The sequence below is a fragment of the Rhodococcus sp. DN22 genome (assembly GCF_036669995.1).
GTDB lineage: Bacteria > Actinomycetota > Actinomycetes > Mycobacteriales > Mycobacteriaceae > Rhodococcus_F > Rhodococcus_F erythropolis.
Genome location: NZ_CP133326.1, coordinates 5,179,303 through 5,199,351, shown reverse-complemented (window position 1 = coordinate 5,199,351; position 20,049 = coordinate 5,179,303). Strand labels below are relative to the sequence as shown.

At 63.1% G+C, this 20,049-nt stretch carries 20 protein-coding genes; 14 read left to right on the top strand and 6 right to left on the bottom strand.

Features of this window, described 5'->3' with window-relative positions:
• Positions 1 to 14: 14 nt before the first annotated feature.
• From RA302_RS23760 to RA302_RS23750, 3 genes are read left to right on the top strand one after another with little or no spacing between them, the layout of a single operon-like run.
• Entirely contained in the window at positions 15 to 779 is a 765-nt protein-coding gene (locus RA302_RS23760) for an MBL fold metallo-hydrolase (protein WP_030535228.1), read from the top strand.
• Positions 776 to 1,435, top strand: a complete 660-nt coding sequence (locus RA302_RS23755; RefSeq protein WP_003939749.1) for an alpha/beta fold hydrolase — start codon at positions 776 to 778, stop codon at positions 1,433 to 1,435. Before RA302_RS23760 ends, RA302_RS23755 begins: the two co-directional genes overlap by 4 nt.
• 50 nt (positions 1,436 to 1,485) lie before the next feature.
• Complete coding sequence (locus RA302_RS23750; protein WP_030535229.1) at positions 1,486 to 2,037, top strand: SRPBCC family protein; 552 nt, start codon at positions 1,486 to 1,488, stop codon at positions 2,035 to 2,037.
• 4 nt (positions 2,038 to 2,041) lie between these two features.
• Here RA302_RS23750 and RA302_RS23745 read toward each other — a convergent pair whose 3' ends face one another.
• The gene (locus RA302_RS23745; protein WP_030535230.1) at positions 2,042 to 3,112 is read right to left on the bottom strand and encodes a LacI family DNA-binding transcriptional regulator; all 1,071 of its coding nucleotides are present in this window, start codon (positions 3,110 to 3,112) and stop codon (positions 2,042 to 2,044) included.
• 159 nt (positions 3,113 to 3,271) lie between these two features.
• Here RA302_RS23745 and RA302_RS23740 point away from each other — a divergent pair, with 159 nt between their 5' ends.
• A complete protein-coding gene (locus tag RA302_RS23740; RefSeq protein ID WP_003939770.1) occupies positions 3,272 to 4,444 on the top strand; it encodes an acyl-CoA dehydrogenase family protein in 1,173 nt (390 codons plus the stop codon).
• Positions 4,441 to 5,589 carry a CoA transferase gene (locus tag RA302_RS23735; protein WP_003939934.1) on the top strand — a complete coding sequence of 383 codons (1,149 nt, stop codon included), beginning with the start codon at positions 4,441 to 4,443 and terminating at the stop codon, positions 5,587 to 5,589. The genes RA302_RS23740 and RA302_RS23735 overlap by 4 nt, the downstream gene beginning before the upstream one ends.
• Positions 5,590 to 5,643: 54 nt before the next feature.
• Here the strand turns inward: RA302_RS23735 and RA302_RS23730 are convergent, their stop codons facing one another.
• Positions 5,644 to 6,645 carry an NADP-dependent oxidoreductase gene (locus RA302_RS23730; RefSeq protein WP_003939765.1) on the bottom strand — a complete coding sequence of 334 codons (1,002 nt, stop codon included), beginning with the start codon at positions 6,643 to 6,645 and terminating at the stop codon, positions 5,644 to 5,646.
• Positions 6,646 to 6,756: 111 nt separating this feature from the next.
• On the opposite strand from RA302_RS23730, the gene RA302_RS23725 reads away from it, so the two are divergent.
• Together RA302_RS23725 and RA302_RS23720 are read left to right on the top strand one after the other, a co-directional pair.
• On the top strand, positions 6,757 to 7,680 hold the full coding sequence (locus RA302_RS23725; RefSeq protein ID WP_030535231.1) for an alpha/beta hydrolase: 924 nt from the start codon (positions 6,757 to 6,759) through the stop codon (positions 7,678 to 7,680).
• Positions 7,677 to 8,108 carry a nuclear transport factor 2 family protein gene (locus RA302_RS23720; protein ID WP_003940510.1) on the top strand — a complete coding sequence of 144 codons (432 nt, stop codon included), beginning with the start codon at positions 7,677 to 7,679 and terminating at the stop codon, positions 8,106 to 8,108. Before RA302_RS23725 ends, RA302_RS23720 begins: the two co-directional genes overlap by 4 nt.
• Before the next feature lie 18 nt (positions 8,109 to 8,126).
• Here the strand turns inward: RA302_RS23720 and RA302_RS23715 are convergent, their stop codons facing one another.
• The gene (locus RA302_RS23715; RefSeq protein WP_003940420.1) at positions 8,127 to 8,900 is read right to left on the bottom strand and encodes an SDR family oxidoreductase; all 774 of its coding nucleotides are present in this window, start codon (positions 8,898 to 8,900) and stop codon (positions 8,127 to 8,129) included.
• Positions 8,901 to 9,109: 209 nt separating this feature from the next.
• Between RA302_RS23715 and RA302_RS23710 the strand changes: the two genes are divergently transcribed.
• A complete protein-coding gene (locus RA302_RS23710) occupies positions 9,110 to 10,021 on the top strand; it encodes a hypothetical protein (RefSeq protein ID WP_030535232.1) in 912 nt (303 codons plus the stop codon).
• Here RA302_RS23710 and RA302_RS23705 read toward each other — a convergent pair.
• Positions 10,009 to 10,620, bottom strand: coding sequence for a phosphoribosylanthranilate isomerase (locus RA302_RS23705; protein WP_030535233.1), 612 nt, complete (start codon positions 10,618 to 10,620; stop codon positions 10,009 to 10,011). The genes RA302_RS23710 and RA302_RS23705 overlap by 13 nt on opposite strands.
• Positions 10,621 to 10,689: 69 nt before the next feature.
• On the opposite strand from RA302_RS23705, the gene RA302_RS23700 reads away from it, so the two are divergent.
• The 3 genes from RA302_RS23700 to RA302_RS23690 all read left to right on the top strand — a co-directional run bounded on the left by RA302_RS23700 (position 10,690) and on the right by RA302_RS23690 (position 14,065).
• Positions 10,690 to 11,991, top strand: a complete 1,302-nt coding sequence (locus RA302_RS23700) for an alpha/beta hydrolase-fold protein (protein WP_030535234.1) — start codon at positions 10,690 to 10,692, stop codon at positions 11,989 to 11,991.
• A 91-nt stretch (positions 11,992 to 12,082) separates the two neighbouring features.
• Positions 12,083 to 13,312: an acyl-CoA dehydrogenase family protein gene (locus tag RA302_RS23695; protein WP_007733810.1), complete on the top strand. Its 1,230-nt coding sequence runs from the start codon at positions 12,083 to 12,085 to the stop codon at positions 13,310 to 13,312.
• Between the two features lie 156 nt (positions 13,313 to 13,468).
• Complete coding sequence (locus tag RA302_RS23690) at positions 13,469 to 14,065, top strand: CatB-related O-acetyltransferase (RefSeq protein WP_037125853.1); 597 nt, start codon at positions 13,469 to 13,471, stop codon at positions 14,063 to 14,065.
• A gap of 12 nt (positions 14,066 to 14,077) precedes the next feature.
• On the opposite strand, the gene RA302_RS23685 is transcribed toward RA302_RS23690, so the two are convergent.
• Positions 14,078 to 14,683 (bottom strand): hypothetical protein, encoded by a 606-nt coding sequence (locus RA302_RS23685; protein WP_030535236.1) that lies wholly within the window; start codon positions 14,681 to 14,683, stop codon positions 14,078 to 14,080.
• A 67-nt stretch (positions 14,684 to 14,750) separates the two neighbouring features.
• Here RA302_RS23685 and RA302_RS23680 point away from each other — a divergent pair, with 67 nt between their 5' ends.
• Complete coding sequence (locus RA302_RS23680) at positions 14,751 to 15,104, top strand: VOC family protein (protein WP_020970627.1); 354 nt, start codon at positions 14,751 to 14,753, stop codon at positions 15,102 to 15,104.
• An 87-nt stretch (positions 15,105 to 15,191) separates the two neighbouring features.
• On the top strand, positions 15,192 to 16,511 hold the full coding sequence (locus RA302_RS23675) for a M18 family aminopeptidase (RefSeq protein ID WP_037125764.1): 1,320 nt from the start codon (positions 15,192 to 15,194) through the stop codon (positions 16,509 to 16,511).
• An 11-nt stretch (positions 16,512 to 16,522) separates the two neighbouring features.
• Here the strand turns inward: RA302_RS23675 and RA302_RS23670 are convergent, their stop codons facing one another.
• Positions 16,523 to 17,461 (bottom strand): Dyp-type peroxidase, encoded by a 939-nt coding sequence (locus RA302_RS23670; protein ID WP_037125767.1) that lies wholly within the window; start codon positions 17,459 to 17,461, stop codon positions 16,523 to 16,525.
• A 299-nt stretch (positions 17,462 to 17,760) separates the two neighbouring features.
• On the opposite strand from RA302_RS23670, the gene purL reads away from it, so the two are divergent.
• Positions 17,761 to 20,049: a phosphoribosylformylglycinamidine synthase subunit PurL gene (purL, locus tag RA302_RS23665; protein ID WP_338478192.1), complete on the top strand. Its 2,289-nt coding sequence runs from the start codon at positions 17,761 to 17,763 to the stop codon at positions 20,047 to 20,049.

The window sequence follows — 20,049 nt, the reverse complement described above, 5'->3', positions numbered from 1 at the left end:
GCAGACTACCAAGCATGACTACTGCGGCACTGTCGATCACGCAGATCGAGAACACACATCTGGTTCGGTGCGGTCACGCCAATTGGGTCCTGGTCGAAGAGGGGTCCGATCTGACCTTGATCGACGGCGGATATCCGGCCAACGGCACCGACGTCGAACGCTCGATCGAACAGATCGGTCACCAGCTCGGGGATGTTCGGGCAATTCTCGTCACTCACGCGCACATCGATCACATCGGTGGGATCGCGGACATCGTGACTCGGCTCGAGGTTCCGGTCCTGATGGATCCGTTGGAAGTGCCGCATGCGAAGAGGGAGTATCTGCAACAGTTGTCGCCGGCCGGAGTTCCGTTGCTGTTGTGGCGGCGAGGTGCTCCGAAATGGCTTCGCGACGTGATCGGAGTCGGCGCGTTGAAAGGTGCGGAACTGCCTCGGGCACAGTCCTTTGCGTCCGGTGGTGCGCTGGACGTTCCCGGTCGGATCGTGCCGATTCCCACTCATGGGCATACCGACGGCCACAGCGCTTACCTTGTTCCCGACGCAGGAGTGATCGCGTCGGGTGACGCTCTGGTGACCGGACATGGGACGTCGACCGTCGCCGGACCACAATTTCTGGTGTGCCCCTTCAATCATGACCGTGAAGCGACGGACCAGGCGTTGGACAATATCGCCGCTGTACCTGCCGGCGTGCTGTTTCCCGGACACGGTCCGGTTTACGAGGGCAGCATGACTGCCGCGGTCGAACAGGCCCGAGCGGGCCGGACAAGGATGCGTCCATGACTACTGTCGAAACGGTCGACGAAGGTGCGGTGCACGGTTTCCTTCATCGACCTGCTTCTGTGTCCTTCGCGTCGCCCGTCGCCACGCTTGCACTGACTCACGGCGCAGGAAGTAACTGCGACACCGTGCTGTTGCGTGCTGTTGCCGACGGCTTTGCTGCGGCAGGAGTGCAAGTTCTGCGCTTCGATCTCGCGTTTCGGGTGCGTCGAGCTTCGGGGCCTCCGCATCCGTCGCGTGCTGCAGAGGATCGCGCGGGCATTGCCGAGGTGATTGCTGCTGTTCGCAAGGACTACTCGGTGCCCGGACCCGTTCTGCTCGGCGGACATTCGTACGGCGGTCGGCAGGCGTCGATGCTTGCGGCGGAGAACCCGGGACTTGTCGACGGCCTGGTCCTTCTCTCCTATCCACTGCATCCACCGAAGAAGCCCGAGAAGCTCAGAACCGAACACCTGCCCGACCTGAACACACCGACCGTTGTCGTCCACGGTTCGAAGGACGAGTTCGCGACAACGGAGGAGATGCGGGCAGCACTCGCCTTGATTCCCGCCGCGACGCGTCTGGTGGAGTTCGAAGGAGCTCGACACGACTTGTCCGTGGTGAAATTTCCGGTGGTGGAGGAGACAGTCGCGGCCGCATCGGCGGTGTTTGCGTTCTGAACGCCCAGCGGGCGGTTGCCCGTGTCGGTGGTTCCTGGTGAGATCGAACCATGAGTGCTCAGCCGTATCAGCCCAGTGCCCTGTCCGACGTCACGGTGAGCGTCGACGGTGACGACACAGTCGTCAGCTTTCCTCGGGTTCTGCCGTATTCCGTCGAGAAGGTGTGGGAGGCGATCACCGACCCGGAGATGTTGGCGCAATGGACGCCGTACACCGCCGATCGGAACCTGAGCAGTACCGGTGATGCGGTGATCACCATGCTCACCGAGGACGGCGCCCCCGAAATGTCGCTGCCGGTCACCGTTCACGTCGTGGAGACCACTCGGCGGCTCGAACACGAGTGGGGCCCGGACGAATTGGTGTGGGACCTGACCCCGATCGAAGGCGGTACCCGCGTCGTGCTGACGCAGAGGTCGCGCGCCGAGGGGATGGCGTCGGCGCTCGCTGCGGGGTGGCATCTGTGCTTCGACGTACTCGATGCCCTTCTGGCAGGCGAGCCCTTCGGACCGATTGTGGGTGAACGGGCGCGCGAGTACGGCTGGGACGCACTCAACTCCGGTTACGCGCGACAGTTGGGCATCGACGAATCTCAGGTCTGGTAGCTGCTCAGAGTTTGCGACTGGCAGGCTTTCTGGTGGAGGCTCGCGCGATCAGTTCGACGGGAAGCTTCACGGATTCGACGTTCTTGCCGGAGATCAGTGCCAGTAGGTGCTCGAGCCCGGTCGCACCGATCTTTCGGGCGGGGGACCTGACCGTCGTCAGGGGCACCGGGAGTTGGGAGACAACCGGAATGTCGTTGTAGCCGACCAACGCAAGATCGTCGGGAATGCTCAACCCGAGATCACGGGCCACACCGAGTACGCCGATCGCGATGGTGTCGCTCACCGTGAAAACGGCGTCAGGGCGCGTGTTCCCACTGAGCAGTGTGGCAGCCGCATCGACACCCCCTTGAACTTCGAACTCGGAGGCCACTATTCGGTTCGGCGGCAGTTCCAGACCGGCTTCGGCCAGGGCATCGCGGAAACCCGCGACGCGTTCCCGCGACGTGCTGGCGTGATCCGGCCCCGCGATCACTCCGAGATCGCGATAGCCGCAGTCCAGTAGATGCTTCCCCGCGAGGTAGCCGCCGAGGCGGTCGTCGCCGCTGACAAAGGGAAGGCTTCGGTTGACGGATGACGTCGCCGAGTCGATGTGCCGGTTCAGCAGCAGGATCGGCAGTGAGCGCAGGGGGAGCGAGTCGACGAAATCGGTACCCGGCAGGTGAATGCTGCTCAGCATGAGACCGTCGACCTGTCGGCTCACCAGGAACTCGACCGCTTTGCGTTGCGCTTCCAGATCGTCGGGCGGGCTGGAGAGCAAGACGGAGTACCCGGCTGCGGTGGCGGCTTCCTCGATGCCTTGGAACATGGTGGCCACTACAACGTCTGTCAGTCTCGGCATCACGACGCCGATGGTGGTGGTCTTGCGGGTACGAAGGCTGGCTGCCCACAGATTCGGTTGGTAACCGAGTTCCTCGGCAACCTGACGAACTCGGAGTGCGGAGTCGGACCAGCCGTCGGCGGGCTCGGGCTGACGGAGGACCCGCGACGCCGTCGAGATGTGGACCCCGGCCTGGTCGGCGATTTCGCGCAACGTCGGCGGACGGCCGTTGCTGCGGTTCGACGGATCGGGCGTCATCTGCGTCGTGGCTCCTGGTGTGCGTCGGTCCTGAGTTGATTCGGTGTCGGTCGGCAGTTCGGGGATTGACGGGTGCGCAACCGGGCTCTACTCTAGGCGATGCAAACGATTGCGCAATCGTTCTCGCAAAGGATTGCGCCCGAGAACACTGGAGGCCCCGTGACCACGCCGCAGTCCCTGTCCGAGCTTTTTGCCATCGACACCCTGCTGGACGCCGAGGAGATCGCGATCCGCGACACGGTCCGCAAGATGGTCGACGATCGCATTCGCCCGCACGTAGGTGAATGGTTCGAAGCGGCAGCACTGCCGGCTCGTGAGCTGGCCAAGGAACTGGGCGCGCTCGGCGTACTGGGCATGCACCTCGAGGGCTACGGCTGTGCCGGGATGAGCGCCACGGCGTACGGGTTGGCCTGCCAGGAACTCGAAGCTGTCGATTCGGGCATTCGCAGCCTCGTCTCGGTCCAGGGCTCGCTCGCCATGTTCGCGATCCACCACAACGGAAGTGAAGAGCAGAAGGAAGAATGGCTCCCGCGAATGGCGGCGGGTGAAGCCATCGGCTGCTTCGGTCTCACGGAACCCGATTTCGGATCCAACCCCGGCGGTATGCGAACCAACGCCAAGCGCGACGGCGACGACTGGATCCTCAACGGCACCAAGATGTGGATCACCAACGGCTCCATCGCGGACGTCGCCGTGGTCTGGGCTCGAACCGACGACGGCGTGCGCGGATTTGTCGTTCCCACCGACACTCCGGGATTCTCCGCCCCCGAGATCAAGAACAAGATGTCGCTCCGGGCGTCGGTCACCTCGGAACTGGTGCTCGAGGACGTGCGTCTGCCTGCCTCGGCGATGCTGCCCAAGGCTCGCGGACTGTCCGGCCCGCTCGGCTGCCTCAACGAGGCACGCTTCGGCATCATCTTCGGGGCAATGGGTGCAGCACGTGACTGCCTCGAGACTGCGATCTCATATGCACGTGATCGCAAGGTCTTCGACAAGTCGCTCGCCGCGTATCAGATCACCCAGGCCAAGATCGCCGACATGGCAGTCGAATTGGGCAAGGGGCAGTTGCTCGCCATCCACCTCGGGCGCCTCAAGGACGCCGGGACGGTTCGCCCCGAGCAGGTCAGCACCGGCAAGCTCAACAATGTCCGCGAGGCCATCAAGATCGCCCGTGAATGCCGAACCATTCTGGGCGCCAACGGCATCACGCTCGAGTACCCCGTGATCCGGCACGCCAACAACCTCGAATCCGTTCTCACCTACGAGGGCACGTCCGAGGTTCACCAGCTCGTGATCGGCCGCGCTCTCACCGGTGAAGAAGCTTTCCGGTGACGGCAGACGCTGTCGGAGCGCTCGACGGGTTGGTGATCGCTGATTTCGGCCGCGTCCTCGCCGGTCCGTACGCCACGATGATTCTCGCCGACCTGGGTGCCGAGGTCGTCAAGATCGAGCGGCCGGGTGTCGGGGACGACACTCGCAGCTGGGGCCCACCGTGGGTGGGGGACGAGTCGAGCTACTTTCTGTCGGTGAACCGCAACAAGAAGTCGGTCACTCTGGACCTGCGCGAGCGCGAGGATCTGGAGAGTGCACGTGAGCTGGTTCGCAATGCGGACGTCGTGGTGCAGAACTTCCTGCCGGGAACGATGGACCGTCTGGGGCTGGGCTACGACGCTGTCCGAGAAATGAATCCGCGTGCGGTCTACTGCTCGATCAGCGGCTTCGGTGGCAACAACTCTCTGCCGGGATACGACCTGTTGATTCAGGCGGTCGGCGGATTGATGAGTATCACCGGACCCGATCCCAAGACTCCCACCAAGGTCGGTGTCGCGGTGGTCGACGTCATCACCGGTCTGCATGCCAGCGTGGGAATCCTTGCAGCGCTGCGCCATCGCGATCGCACAGGCGAAGGGCAGCACGTCGAGGTCAATCTGTTGTCCTCGTTGCTGTCCGCACTGGCCAACCAGTCGTCCGGCTACGTGGCCGCGGGCGTGGTGCCGCAGGCAATGGGCAACCGGCATCCGAGCATCGCACCATACGAGGTATTCGACACCGCGGACCGTCCGCTGGTCCTCGCGGTCGGCAATGATCGGCAATTCAGTTCGTTGACAGAGGTTCTCGGAGTTTCCGAACTTGCCGCTGATGCGCGTTTCGCGTCCAACAGCGACAGGGTTGCGCATCGAGAAGAACTGTTCGACGCCGTCACTGCTGCATTGGCCAAGGGCTCTGCGGACTCGTGGTTCGAGGCACTGACCGAGCGAGGTGTTCCGTGTGGGCCTCTCAACGACATCGCCGACGCGATAGCGCTGGCGGAACGGCTGAATCTCGATCCGGTGGTGTCCATCGACGACCCGCGTCGCGATGCACCGACTCGGCAGGTAGCCAATCCGATTCGGATGAGCGGCACGCCGGCAACCTATCGGTCGGCCCCGCCGCGGTTGGGGGAGGACAGCGTTCCCACTCCGTCCGGAGTCAGTTGACCCAAGCGAATCGGCCACCGGAATACCGGTGGCCGATCTGCGTGTGTGGCCGACTCAGCTGACCTTCAAGACCAGCTTTCCGGTGTTCGCTCCGGCGAAGAGAAGATTGAGGCTGTCGCCGAACGCGTCGATACCGCCGTCGACGACGTGCTCGCGAGCAGTCAATTCGCCACTCTTGATCCACTTTCCGATCTGCTCTTGTGCTTCTGCGTAGCGATCGAGGTAGTCGAAGACCACGAAGCCGGCCATCGTGGCGCGGTTGACGAGAAGTGACAGGTAGTGAGCAGGGCCTGGCTGAGGTTCGGTGGCGTTGTAGCCCGCGATGGCGCCGCAGATGACCACCCGAGCGCCGAGGCGCAGACGGGAGAGAGCGGCGTCGAGAATTTCTCCGCCGACGTTGTCGAAGTACACGTCGATACCGTCGGGAGCGTTGGACTTGAGCGCCTTGTATACGGATTCGTTCTTGTAGTCGATGGCGACATCGAAGCCGAGGTCCTCGGTGAGCCACGCGCACTTCTCCGGACCGCCGGCGATGCCGATGACCTTGCATCCGTGAAGCTTTGCGATCTGGCCGACCAGACTGCCGACCGCACCCGCGGCACCGGACACGACGACGGTGTCACCGTCTTTCAGCTTTCCGACGTCGAGTAATCCGAAATACGCAGTGACGCCGGGGAAACCGAGAGCGCCGAGCCAGGTCGGCAGGGGAGCGATCGATTCGTCGACCCGAGTGACGTCTGTACCGTCGGAAACGCCGTACTCGGAAGCGCCGAAGGATCCGGCCACGATGTCCCCGACCTGGTAATCGGGGTGCTGTGATTCGGTGATGCGTCCGACGCCGTGGGCGCGCATGACGGAACCGAGCTTGACCGGCGGAACGTACGACTTGACGTCGTTGAGCCAACCGCGCATCGCGGGGTCGAGGGAGAGGTATTCGACCTTGACGACAAACTCGCCCGGTCCGGCGGACGGGATCTCGGCATCGACGTATTCCCAGGTGGAAGCGTCGGGAAGTCCTGTCGGGCGGGCGGCGAGGCGTACTTGGCGGTTGGTCATCTCTCCCCTTCGGCGAAACGAATTGAACTTGAGGCCGGATTCAATATAGGTGATGGATCACGAACTGGGAAGAGTTGGATGAACCGATTGACGACTATGTATGTTCGGTCGATGAGCAATGTGGTCGAAGACGCGCCTGGTTGGTTCACTCGGGCGTTGGCAGCGCCGGTCGAGACGGGGTCGGTGGAGGTCGAGGGTGCCTCGGTGCACTTTCGGGCTTGGGGGCCGGCGGGGCCGGGAATCGTGCTGATTCACGGCGGCGCAGCCCACAGTCGCTGGTGGGATCACATTGCGCCGCAGTTCGCCGAGGGGCGCCGCGTCGTCGCTCTCGACTTGACGGGCCACGGCGACAGTGACACTCGCGACGCCTACGCGATGTCCCAGTGGGCTCGCGAGGTGCTGGCGGCGGCCGAGGCAGGGGGAATCGACGGCAAGCCGATTCTGGTGGGGCACAGTATGGGTGGGATTGTTTCTTTCGTGGCCTCGCATCTGCATGGCGAACTGTTGGACGGGGTTGTCATCATCGATTCTCCGCTCAAGGCGCGTACGCCCGAAGAGGAGGCGGCTCGACGCCAGAATGCGTTCGGCCCCAAGAAGGTTTATCCCACCAGGGAAGACGCGATGAGCCGTTTCCGCTTCGTTCCGCCGCAGGATTCGGGTCTGCCTGCGGTGCGTGACCATGTGGCGGCCACGTCGATGGAGGAAGTCGAGGGCGGTTGGTCGTGGAAGTTCGATCCGAATTTCTTTCTCCGAGTAGGCGCCGAAGATGTTCTCGACAGCGAACCACGTTGCCGCGTAGCCTATTTCCGAGCTCAGAACGGCATCGTGTCCGATCGACTCATGGAGCACATGCGCGGATTGTTCGGACCGGAGGCCATCGTGGCGGAGATTCCCGAAGCCGGACATCACGTCATGATCGATCAGCCGTTGCAACTCGTGACCGGGGTGCGAACTGTGTTGAGTGCGTGGTCCGTCGCAAGTCAAGTGCCGGTAAATCAAGCGGCAGGTAACGTCGAGGGAAGGGTAGAAGCATGAGCACGGAATTGACGCTCGAACCGAAAGTCGAAGCTGCACTGAAGTTGTGGCACACCATGATCGAAACCGGCGATCTGTCGGCGCTACCGACGATCGTCGCGCCCGACGCGCAGTTCCGATCGCCCACGGGATTCAAGCCGTACCAGTCCGCGGATGCCGTTGTGCTCATTCTCAATACGGTGATCCAGGTGTTCGAGAACTTCGAGTACCACCGTCAGTTCGCCGGAGCCAACGGTCGGCAGGTCGTGCTCGAATTCAGTGCGAACATCGGCGACAAAAGTCTCAAGGGAATCGACATGGTCGAATTCGACGAGGACGGCAAGATCGTCGATTTCGAGGTCATGGTGCGTCCGGCCAGCGGGCTCGCGGCTTTGGCTGCCGAAATGGGTAAGAGGCTCGGGCAGACGCTACCGACCTACAAAGCCTGAACTGAGTCCGGCCAAGGCTCAATTCGTACTGAATCCGCCGTTGGAGTGAAGGAGTTGTCCCGTAATCCAGCCTCCGGCGTCGGACATCAGAAACCGAACGAGGTTAGCAGTGTCGCCGGGAGTACCCAGCCGGCCGGCAGGAGTCTGGAGGGTTGTGGCCTGTCTGATCTCGGGTGTCATCCATCCTGTGTCGATAGGTCCTGGGTTGACGACGTTGGCTCGTATGCCGCGTGATCCAAGTTCGACTGCGGCGGCGATGACGATGCGGTCGAGAGCGCCCTTGCTGGCCCCGTACGGAAGATTGTGGGCCGCATGGTCGCTGGTGAGTGCGATGATCCGCCCGGCCACCTGACTGACGTCGCGCTGTTCCGGAAGCCGTTCAGCGAACGCTTTGATCAGCAGCCAGGAGGCGCGAGCGTTGACGGCGAAATGTCGTTCCCAGCTCTCGACGGTGGTATCGAGGATCGAGCTGTCGACGCTTTCGCAATGTGAGAGCACCAGCCCACGGAGGTCGTTCCGCGCTGCGGCAGCGTCAACGAGCTGATCGGCCACGTCGGGCGAGGCCAGATCTCCGGGAACCAGGTCGACACGGCTTCCGAGTGCGCGACACTTCTCGGCAATGTCTTGCGGATCGTGCGCTCCGCGCCCGAACCCGACGCGTTCGTCGTAAGGCTCCCAGTAGCCGATAGCAAGATCCCAACCATCCTCGGCAAGGCCCAATGCGAGGCTCGCTCCGATCGACTTGCTCCGACCGACACCGGTGATCAATACGGTCCCGCGCTTGTCAGACACTGCTCGCCTCCAGAGATGTCCTGCAATTCAAATGGGGTGAGGTCACTTCAGATGGAAGCATCACTGTAGCGGGCGAGCTGTCGCCTGTATCGAGCGAGCTGTCGCCGTGCCTCGACCTGACCTGTGTCTTGACACGGCGCTGGTCACAGCGTTTGACTGAGATGCAAGCTCGAGTTGATTCGCCCGACTGCGTTCCGGGAGGTTGACCTATGCGCGGCAATGGAATTGCAGGCAAGGCTTTCTCAGGCGAGGGCTGTAGACGTGGAGCACGGTCTCATCGCGGGACCGTCTCGGTTCTGGCTTTGGTTGGGGTGTGCGTACTTTCGTTTGCCACCACTCAGATGGCCGGCGCGCAACCGGTTGCAGAGAATGTCGATACCGGGTTCGTGATCCCTTTTGCCGGGGCACCGGTCTACGAGAGCGTCGCGCCCACGCAGATGACTACTCCGGATCAACTCAACCAGCCACTCGGTCAGCAGACTGCGGAAGAGATTGCCGCGCAGATCGGACTCGAGCCAGCCGACGCTTTGACCGAGGAGCAGTATCGCGATCTCATCTCCGGCGGAGGGGTCGGCGGAAATCGCGAGGACGCCGCGGTGATCGACGAATGCGCCCGGATTCTCACCAATACGAACGGGCGGCCCCTCTATTCCGGCACGACGCCGTCGGTTCTGGCCAGTTACGGGTTGTACGTGAATCCAGACGGATTGCTGGAGAGTCCGGCCAACGCGGATGCGCCGACGCGACAGGTGAATACGCTGATCGCCCCTGGCGGTTTCGTGGGCACCTGGTTGCGCAACAACGGTGCGACGCACACTCTGATTGCGCTCTATCAGTCGGCATACACGGTGCAGGCAGTCTACGGATTTGCAGCGCAGCAGATTTCGGGAGCAGCGCAGCTGGTGACCAACACCAAAGGCAATGTGAGTTCGGAAGTCGGCATGTCGATGGCGCCGCCGCTCTGGATAGTGAACTTCGCACTGCTCTACATCTTGAAGCCGTCACTGGCGGCAGCGATGCCTGCACACTGGGCTCCCATTCCGCCGGCCGTTGCCGACGCCGTGAAAGCGAGTCCCACCGGCCAAGTCGCTTTCAGCGACTACGCGTCCTATTTCGAGTGATCGGTCTGGCGGACAGCGCTCACGAACTTCTCGATCAACGCGTGGTCCTTGACGCCGCGGGAGGATTCGACGCCGCTGGAGACGTCGACGCCCCAGGCTCCGGTGGCATCGAGTGCGTCGCGAACGTTGTCCGGGGACAGTCCGCCCGCCAGGATCCACTTGCCTTGCGGGCGCGATTGCTGTTGGGCCCAGTTCCACGGCACCCCTGATCCGGCGTCTGCGCCGTCGATCAGGAGTTCGTCCTCGCCGAGGTCGAGATTGTAACCGTCGCGGACGTTGCTGGAGACGACCGCGCGGATGACGGTGAGGCCGGCATCGTGCAGCCGCTGCACTTGCTCGGCGTCGACAAGATCGTGAACCTGTACGGTGCGAAGCCCGGTGATCTTCGCGATCTCGAGGATCTGATCGATCGGGTTGCCGAGAAAGACTCCGATTGCACGGATGTGATCGGGAACTCGCGCGAGCAGAGCGACTGCGAGTGTGGGGTCGACTTTGCGGACGCTCTCGGCGAAGACGAAACCGATGGCGTCGACGCCCAGGCCCACCGTGAGGTCGACCGTGTCAACGTCGCGTAGGCCACAGACCTTGATGAATGTCACCTGATACAGAGTACTAGCGTCGTCGTCTAGCCTCGTGCGTGCGACATTTCTACGCGCGAGAGGCTTGACGTGGACTGGCTCTACCGAATCAGTTTGATCTCGGGACCGCTGCCGGTGATCCTGACTGTCCTTGGGGTCCTGGGTGGTGTGTGGCTGCTCGGTTCGAACGTGCGCTGGTACTACCGCAGAGCGGTGCCGATCGCGGGGCTGATTGCGCTGGTGATCATGATCGCCGTGTGGATCACCGTCGAAAAGGTGATCGTGCCGTTCCCCGATCCCATCGAGATGTCGATCTACGTGTGGATCGGTCTCGGTATCTACGCGCTGCTACTTCTCGGGCCGCGAATCAAGGCGGGCGGAACCGTCGCGAAAGCGCTCCTGTCCGTGATCGCGACGGTTCTGGTCGTCATCACTGCCGCGACGCAGATCAATCTGGTTTTCGCCGCGTATCCGACTGTGGGAATTGCGTTCGGACACGACGATTTCGACCGCATCTCACTCAGTGAAGTTCCCGGTCCGACCGATCCTGTTGTCACCGGCGATCCCACCGACACTGTGTGGAAAGCGCCGGAGGGCATGCCGATTCGCGGACGGGTCACGACTTTGCCTGTCCCCGGGACGATTTCAGGATTCTCCGCGCGCGACGCGCAGGTGTATCTGCCGCCGTCGTACTTCACCAATCCGCGTCCGCTTCTTCCCGTGCTCGTGCTCATGGCAGGTCAGCCTGGCAAGCCCGAGGACTGGCTCCAGGGCGGAAAGCTGACCGCGACAATGGACGCTTTTGCACGGGATCACGAGGGGTTGGCTCCAGTCGTCGTGATAGCCGATGGAACAGGGTCGCAGATGGCCAATCCGCTGTGCACCGACTCGTCACAGGGCAAGGTCGGCACGTATCTGGCAAAGGACTTGCCCGCTGCGGTGGCGAATGCGTTCCAGATCGACACGAATCCGCGAGCGTGGGCAATCGGCGGGCTCTCCTACGGTGGCACCTGCTCACTGCAGATGGCGACCAATTACCCCGAGGTGTACCCGACATTCCTCGATCTGTCCGGTCAATTGGAGCCTTCGCTCGGTGACCGACAGCGAACCGTCGACGAGATATTCGGCGGCGACGAAGCGGCGTTCGTGAAGGTGAATCCGATGGACCTGCTGGCGACTCGGAAGTTCCCGAACTCGGGCGGAGTGTTCGTCGTCGGAACAGATGACAACGAGTTCAAGCCGGGTCAGCAAAAGGTGTACGAAGCGGCCAAAGCGGCCGGAATGGACGCCAGGTATCTCGAGCTTCCCGGTGGTCACAGCTTTTCGGTGTGGTCGGCCGGCGTCGAGCAGGAGCTGACGTGGATCTCGCAGAGAATGGGACTGATCAGCTGAATCCTGTTCCGGTTTTGGAACGTGTTCTATATTCGGTGTGTGGCTGCCGTTCGGCAGTCTCTCGATCGTTCACCGACTGGAGTTCAGGCACATGTACGAGTGGTCCGACACCGACCTGATGTTCCGCGACGCCTTGCGGGGCTTTATCGACAAAGAGGTGCGACCTCACGTCGACGAGCTCGAAAGTGGTGCGCTGCCGCCGTTCGACATCATTCGCAAGCTGTACTCGACCTTCGGTCTGGCCGACATGGCACGCGAAGGCCTCGAGAAGTCGCTGGCACGCGAGCGCGGCGATGCGCCCTCCGGTGACGGTGAGAAGTCGAGCGCCTTCAGCGGCGCCGGCAGCATGGGCGTCGTGCTCAACAGCGAATTGGCCGGAGTCAGCCTCGGCCTGGTCGCATCGTTGGGTGTCAGCCTCGGATTGGCCGCCGGAACTATCCGCAGCCGCGGCACACTCGCGCAGAAGGAACGCTGGCTCCCCGGCCTGGTGACATTCGAGACCGTCGGCGCCTGGGCGATCACCGAACCGGACTCCGGCTCGGATGCCTTCGGCGGCATGAAGTCCTACGTACGCCGCGACGGCGACGACTACATTCTCAACGGCAACAAGACCTTCATCACCAACGGTCCGTACGCCGACGTGATGATCGTGTACGCAAAGCTCGACGAGGGCGATGCGTCGGTTGATCGTCGCGATCGCAAGGTGCTCGCCTTCATCCTCGACAAGGGCATGGAGGGTCTCACCCAGAGCCCGCCGTTCAAGAAGATGGGCATGAACTCCTCACCCACAGGTGAGCTGTTCTTCGACAACGTCCGCATCACCAAGGACCGTCTGCTCGGCGAGACCGAGGACAGCGGAAAGTCGGACGGCAAATCCAGCGCCAAGGAGAGCTTCGCCGCCGAACGCATCGGCATCGCGTCGCTCTCACTGGGCATCATCAACGAATGCCACCGTCTGAGCATCGAATACGCGAAGTCCCGCAAACTGTGGGGACGTGAGATCGGGCAGTTCCAGCTCATCCAGCTCAAGCTCGCCGAGATGGAGGTCGCTCGAATCAACGTGCAGAACATGGTCTTCAATGCGATCGAGCGCACCGCAGCCGGAGACAAAGTGAGCCTGGCGGAGGCGTCGGCGATGAAGCTGTACTCCTCGCGCGCAGCGACCGAGGTCGCGATGGAAGCCGTGCAGCTGTTCGGTGGAAACGGCTACATGGCCGAGTACCGAGTCGAGCAGTTGGCGCGTGATGCCAAGTCGCTCATGATCTATGCGGGCAGCAACGAAATTCAGGTCACCCATATCGCCAAGGGTCTCTTGGGCTGACACCGGTACGTTTTCGCTTGTCGGTCGATCGCAGCAGGAACCAGATAGTCTTGCTGCGGTCGGCGACACCGCGCCGACGGATCGGAGTAAGCAGTGAACGCGTCAGATCCCATTGCGTCAGATTTCACTGCGCCGGATCCCACCAATGTTCATCCGATGGCCGGGCAACCGCGAGTGGTGTTGCTGAGGCCGTTGATCGACAACCCGTTGATCGAGGTAGGGGAGTACACCTACTACGACGATCCGGAGTTCGCCGAAGAGTTCGAGACTCGAAACGTGTTGCATCACTACGGTCCCGACAAACTGGTGATCGGCAAGTTCTGCGCCCTGGCCACCGGTGTCACCTTCATCATGAACGGCGCGAACCATCGTATGAACGGTGTCTCCACCTACCCGTTTCCGATCATGGGCGGTGATTGGGCCAGGCACATGGATTTGGTGCAGGATCTGCCGTCACGCGGTGACACGGTCGTCGGGAACGACGTGTGGTTCGGCGGGAACGTGACAGTCATGCCCGGTGTCCGGATCGGTCACGGGTCGATCGTGTCCACTGGCGCCGTCGTAACGCGCGACGTCCCGGACTACGCAATTGTCGGCGGCAACCCGGCAACGGAGATCAAGCGCCGCTTCAGTGCCGAAGACATCGAGAAGTTGGTGCGAATTGCGTGGTGGGACTGGCCGATCGAGAAGATCACCCGCCACGTCCGGGTGATCTCGGACGGGAGTGTCGCGGAACTCGAAGCGGTCGAGTGATCTCCGCGCCCGCTAGTTCGTTCGTGTGAGCGAGTAGTTCCGGACATAAAGCAGGGCGGCCGCGAGAAGGCCGACGGCAAGACCTGTTGCGGTGAAGGTGATCAGGTTCGGCTCGAGGTCGAAGTGGATGATGGCCGATTCGGGGTAGGGCTTCTGCGGGTCACGAGGTTCGGGAAGGACCACCGAATAGAAGGTGGGCGGCCAGATTCGTCCGACAACGGCGACCGCGACTCCGTAGGCTGTGCCGAAAGCTGAAAGTGCAAGCGGAAGAGCAAATTTTCTACCGCGTGTGTCACGGGCCAGCCGCCATCCCGTCGCGTTCAGTATCGCCGAGACGGCAACGGCGACAGCGGTTCCGACTGTCAGAAACCACGCAGTTGCGGGGAACCAATGTGGTGCGTCAGAGTAGCTGTAGCCGTCGATCACCCACATGTATCCGGTCTTGCCGTCCTCCATCGGCGGCGGTGGTGGGGGTTGGATTCCGACATGATCTGTTCGCGTGGATGGCGTGGCAAATCGCCAGGCGAGCACTCCGAGGATGCTCAGGAGCAAGCCGGTCGCGATGAAAACTGCGAAGAGTGGTTCTGCAACACGGTCGCGCAGCGTTGTGAGTCGCATTCGACGATCGTCTCATCTCAGCCCGAGATCGAGAGTCTTTGTCGGTGGCTTCCATTAGCGTGTGCGCATGACTCTCACACTCGGCATGATCACCTTCGACAGTCTCGATCCCGGTCCGCTCGCAACGTGGTGGGCGGCGCAGTTGGGCGGAAACATCGTCGAGGAGAACGACGGTTGGTTCTACATCGTCGCGGTCCCTGACAGCGCCACCAACTTCGCATTCCAGAAGGTCCCGGACCCCACCGCCGGTAAGAATCGCATCCATCTCGATTTGGGGAGTCCGGATCTCGACGCCGAGGTGGCGCGGCTCGTCGAGGCCGGGGCAACCGAGCACCACCGCGAGAACATGGACGGTTTCCGCTGGGTGACGCTCCTCGATCCTGATGGGAATCAGTTCTGCGTGTCGGGTCCTCACGCCTGAGCTGACAGGTTCTGAGCTCGCCCGATTCCGCCCACTGAATTCGCGCCCGCTGATATCGCGGACACCTGTTCGGGCATGATGAGGGGCATGACTTCTCAGACTTCTCGGACGTCTCAGGCCGGGGCGGCTTCTCCGACCGGGGCCGACGCAGACGGCTTGTGCAGCTTTGTCGATTCGTCACCGTCGCCGTTCCATGTGTGCGCGACGGTGGCGACCGAGCTGACGGCCGGCGGGTTCGTCGAAGTCCACGAAACGCAGTCGTGGCCAGCCGAGCCCGGACGGTACTTCCTCGTGCGAGGCGGTTCGCTGATCGCCTGGAGCACCGAGGGTGTGGGAAGTACCGCTCCGTTCCGGATTGTCGGAGGTCATACCGACAGCCCGAACCTGCGGGTCAAACAGCATCCCGACCTCACTTCGGCCGGGTGGCAGATGGTGGGCCTCGAACCGTATGGCGGTGCGTGGCTGAACTCCTGGCTCGACCGCGATCTCGGTATCTCCGGACGATTGAGTGTCCGGGTGGGAAACACTGTGGAGCAGAAGCTGGTTCGCATCGACGACCCGATTCTTCGTGTTCCGCAGCTGGCTATCCACCTGTCCGAAGATCGCAAGGGTGTGACGCTGGATCCGCAGAGGCACGTCAACGGAATCTGGGGCGTGGGTTCGAAGCCCAAGTCTTTCATCGGCTTTGTCGCCGAGCGTGCGGGTGTAGCCGCGTCGTCGGTTCTCGGCTGGGAATTGATGACACACGACCTTGCGCCCAGCGCAGTCGTGGGGGTGGACAAGGAATTGGTCAGCGCCCCCAGGCTCGACAATCAGGGCACGTGTTATGCAGGGACACAAGCACTTTTGGCCGCGGCTGAGTCGCCCGGTCAGCAGGTCCCAGTGCTTGCTCTCTTCGATCATGAAGAGGTCGGCAGCATGTCCGATCGCGGAGCTTTCTCGGACCTGCTGAACACCGTGCTCGAGCGGATCGTGTTGGGACGCGGTGGTGGCCGCGAAGAATTCCTGCAGGCGATGGCCGGCTCGGTATGCGCGTCGGGCGACATGGCACACGCGACGCACCCCAATTACCCGGACCGCCACGAGCCCGCTCATCGGATCGAGATCAACGGTGGGCCGGTACTCAAGGTGAACCAGAATCTGCGCTACGCCACCGATGCGGCCGGTGCCGGCGAATTCGCGCTCGCGTGCGATCAGGCGGGAGTGCCGATGCAGCGCTACGTCCACCGCGCCGATTTGCCGTGCGGCTCCACCATCGGACCGATCACGGCATCACGCACCGGACTGTCCACCGTCGACGTCGGCGCGCCTCAGCTCGCGATGCACTCTGCCCGCGAGCTGATGGGCGCGGCAGATGTCCGCATGTATGCCGACGCGCTCGGTGCGTTCCTCACGCCGCGTAGTTAGAGGGCGCGTAGTCAAAGTGCAGGGAGCCCAGTGGGCGTAGAGGGCGCAGTCGGTAGATCCTCGAAGAAGTCGGCGCTCGGTGTGAAGAACATCGAGCCCGTCACGGCCGTCGAGAAATCGAGCAGACGGTCGTAATTGCCGCGAGGGTTGCCGAGAAACATGTTCTCGAGCATCCGTTCGGTGATCGCCGGCGTGCGGCAGTAGCCGATGAAGAAGGTGCCGATCTCGTCATCACCGAGGCGCCCGTACGGCATGTTGGCACGCAGGATCTCGAGAACCTTGCCGTTCTCGTCCTTGATTGCGTTGAGGGCTACGTGCGAGTTGGACGGCTTCACGTCGGACGTCATCTCGATGTCCTCGAGCTTGCTGCGTCCGATCACACGTTCCTGCTCGTCGACGGTGATTGCTTCCCAGTCCCGCATCTTGTGGACGTAGCGCTGGATATGGACGTAGCTTCCTCCGGTGAACGCAGGATCTTCGTCTCCGACAGTCACGGCGGCGACGGCGTCGCGGCCCACCGGATTTTCGGTGCCGTCGACGAAGCCGATGAGGTCTCGGTTCTCGAAGTACTGGAAGCCGTGAACCTCGTCGACCACCGTGGCTGCTCCGTGCAGTCGCTTCGTGATCTGCCGAGCCACCTCGAAACACGCATCCATGCTCATCGCGCGGATGTGGAAGAGCAGATCGCCGGGAGTCGACGGCGCCGAGTGAACGTCACCCTGTAGAGCGGCGAACGGGTGCAGTAGCGCGGGGCGCGGACCGGCGAACAGTCGATCCCAAACCGACGAACCGATGCTTGTCACCACATCCAAACCTGATCCGGGGACGCGCAGCCCCACGGCGCGCTGCAGGCCGGCGACGTCGGCGACTAGTTCTCGTGTGGTGTTCTCACCACCCGGATTTACGGTCGCGACCAGGAAAATTGCAGCCGGAGTGAGGGGAGTGGTCACCGACTGGGACTGTGCCGTGAGGTCGGACTGACGAACATCCTGGGGGCATGCGAGGCCTTTCGAGGGAGAGAGTGGGCCGGCCCTGACTTTAAGAAAACCGACCGGATCACCCAACCGGGGCGGGTGTGACGGGCGATACTTCGCAGGCCCGGAGGTGTTGCGGGTGCTGCCGTCTGCGGAAGTCGTCGGCCCACACCGATAGACTGTCCCCCGGCACGTTCTTTCGTTGGGCACATTCGTGGTGTCCCGCTCCGCGCCGGCTTGCCTCTTGACTCCCGTAGGGAAGGGACCACTCTCCAGTGTCTGCTCACCAGGTCGATACCGTCACGCACGCATCGGCTGATCCCGATGCCGCTCAGCCGTTCAAGGAGCTCGGTCTCAAGGACGACGAATACGCACGCATCAAGGAGATCCTGGGCCGCCGTCCCACGGACGCCGAACTGGCGATGTACTCGGTGATGTGGAGCGAGCACTGCTCGTACAAGTCCTCCAAGGTCCACCTCGGATACTTCGACAAGACCACCACCGACGAGATGCGCGCCAACATGCTGGCCGGTATCGGTGAGAACGCCGGCGTCGTCGACATCGGTGACGGCTGGGCAGTCACGTTCAAGGTCGAGAGCCACAACCACCCGTCGTACGTCGAGCCCTACCAGGGTGCGGCGACCGGTGTCGGCGGTATCGTCCGCGACATCATGGCCATGGGTGCTCGTCCGATCGCCGTCATGGATCAGCTTCGGTTCGGTGCTGCTGACGCCCCCGATACCCGTCGCGTAGTCGACGGTGTCGTGCGCGGTGTCGGTGGATACGGAAACTCCCTCGGCCTGCCGAACATCGGCGGCGAGACGGTGTTCGACGAGTCCTATGCAGGTAACCCGCTGGTCAACGCCCTCGCTGCCGGCGTCATGCGCGTCGAGGATCTGCATCTGGCCTTCGCTTCGGGCGCGGGCAACAAGATCATCCTGTTCGGCGCACGCACCGGTCTCGACGGAATCGGCGGCGTCTCGGTCCTCGCGTCGGCGACGTTCGACGACGAGGGTGGAGACACCGGCGGACGTAAGAAGCTGCCCGCGGTTCAGGTCGGCGACCCGTTCACCGAGAAGGTGCTCATCGAGTGCTGTCTCGACCTTTACAAGGCCGGCCTCGTCGTCGGCATCCAGGACCTCGGCGGCGCCGGGCTGTCCTGCGCCACCTCCGAGCTGGCCGCGGCCGGCGACGGCGGCATGCACATCAACCTCGAGAAGGTTCCGATGCGCGCCACCGGCATGACCCCGGCCGAGGTGCTCTCGAGCGAATCGCAGGAGCGCATGTGCGCCGTGGTCACGCCCGAGAACGTCGATGCGTTCATGGAGGTCTGCAAGAAGTGGGACGTCCTGGCCACCGACATCGGCGAGGTCACCGACGGTGAGCACCTCACCATCTCCTGGCACGGCGAGACCGTCGTCGACGTTCCCCCGCGCACCGTCGCGCACGAGGGCCCGGTTTACCACCGCCCCGTCGAGCGTCCGGCAACGCAGGATGCCTTGATCGCGAATACGACTGCCGGACTGAAGCGTCCCGAAACCGACGCCGAGCTCGAAGCGACCCTGCTGAAGATGATCGCCTCGCCTGCCCTGTGCAGCCGCAAGTGGATCACCGAGCAGTACGACCGCTACGTCCGCGGAAACACCGTCCTGGCCGAGAACGCCGACGGCGGTGTCATCCGCATCGACGAGAAGACCGGACGCGGGATCGCACTGTCCACCGACGCTTCGGGCCGCTACACCGCGCTCGACCCGTACACCGGTGCGCAGCTCGCGTTGGCCGAGGCTTTCCGCAACGTGGCAGTCACGGGCGCAACGCCCAAGGCCGTCTCCAACTGCCTGAACTTCGGTTCTCCCGAGGACCCGGGTGTCATGTGGCAGTTCCAGCAGGCCGTTCGCGGCCTTGCCGACGGCTGCGCCACCCTCGGCATCCCCGTCACCGGCGGCAACGTCAGCTTCTACAACCAGACCGGATCCACGGCAATCCTGCCGACGCCGGTGGTTGCCGTCCTCGGTGTGATCGACGACGTTCACCGCCGCATCCCGACGGGCCTCGGACTCGAGCCGGGCGAGACGCTGATCCTGCTCGGCGACACCCGCGACGAGTTCGACGGCTCCATCTGGTCGCAGGTCGAGCACGGTCACCTCGGTGGCGTGCCGCCGAAGGTCGACCTCGCCCGTGAGCAACTGCTCGCCGACATTTTGCTCGCCTCTTCGCGTGACGGTCTCGTCACCGCAGCCCACGACCTCTCCGAGGGTGGACTGGCCCAGGCTGTCGTCGAAGCCGCGCTGGCCGGCGAAACCGGTTGCCGCATCCTGATTCCCGAGGGCGCCGATCCGTTCGTGACCCTGTTCTCGGAATCGTCGGGACGTGTCCTCGTTGCAGTTCCGCGTACCGAGGAGACTCGCTTCACCGGTATGTGCACCGCCCGCGGCTTGCCGTGGACGCGTATCGGGGTCGTCGACGAGGGCAGCGACTCCGTCGAGGTCCAGGGACACTTCTCCGTCACGATGGCCAAGCTCCGTGAGGCCTTCGAGGGAACGCTGCCCGCACTGTTCGGGTGA

What these genes read in the sequence shown, in the direction of transcription:
- RA302_RS23760 (WP_030535228.1), top strand. Translation starts at nt 15, where the DNA reads ATGACTACTGCGGCACTGTCGATCACGCAGATCGAGAACACACATCTG.
- RA302_RS23755 (WP_003939749.1), top strand. Translation starts at nt 776, where the DNA reads ATGACTACTGTCGAAACGGTCGACGAAGGTGCGGTGCACGGTTTCCTT.
- RA302_RS23750 (WP_030535229.1), top strand. Translation starts at nt 1,486, where the DNA reads ATGAGTGCTCAGCCGTATCAGCCCAGTGCCCTGTCCGACGTCACGGTG.
- RA302_RS23745 (WP_030535230.1), bottom strand. Translation starts at nt 3,112, where the DNA reads ATGACGCCCGATCCGTCGAACCGCAGCAACGGCCGTCCGCCGACGTTG.
- RA302_RS23730 (WP_003939765.1), bottom strand. Translation starts at nt 6,645, where the DNA reads ATGACCAACCGCCAAGTACGCCTCGCCGCCCGCCCGACAGGACTTCCC.
- RA302_RS23725 (WP_030535231.1), top strand. Translation starts at nt 6,757, where the DNA reads ATGAGCAATGTGGTCGAAGACGCGCCTGGTTGGTTCACTCGGGCGTTG.
- RA302_RS23720 (WP_003940510.1), top strand. Translation starts at nt 7,677, where the DNA reads ATGAGCACGGAATTGACGCTCGAACCGAAAGTCGAAGCTGCACTGAAG.
- RA302_RS23710 (WP_030535232.1), top strand. Translation starts at nt 9,110, where the DNA reads ATGCGCGGCAATGGAATTGCAGGCAAGGCTTTCTCAGGCGAGGGCTGT.
- RA302_RS23695 (WP_007733810.1), top strand. Translation starts at nt 12,083, where the DNA reads ATGTACGAGTGGTCCGACACCGACCTGATGTTCCGCGACGCCTTGCGG.
- RA302_RS23690 (WP_037125853.1), top strand. Translation starts at nt 13,469, where the DNA reads ATGGCCGGGCAACCGCGAGTGGTGTTGCTGAGGCCGTTGATCGACAAC.
- RA302_RS23685 (WP_030535236.1), bottom strand. Translation starts at nt 14,683, where the DNA reads ATGCGACTCACAACGCTGCGCGACCGTGTTGCAGAACCACTCTTCGCA.
- RA302_RS23680 (WP_020970627.1), top strand. Translation starts at nt 14,751, where the DNA reads ATGACTCTCACACTCGGCATGATCACCTTCGACAGTCTCGATCCCGGT.
- RA302_RS23675 (WP_037125764.1), top strand. Translation starts at nt 15,192, where the DNA reads ATGACTTCTCAGACTTCTCGGACGTCTCAGGCCGGGGCGGCTTCTCCG.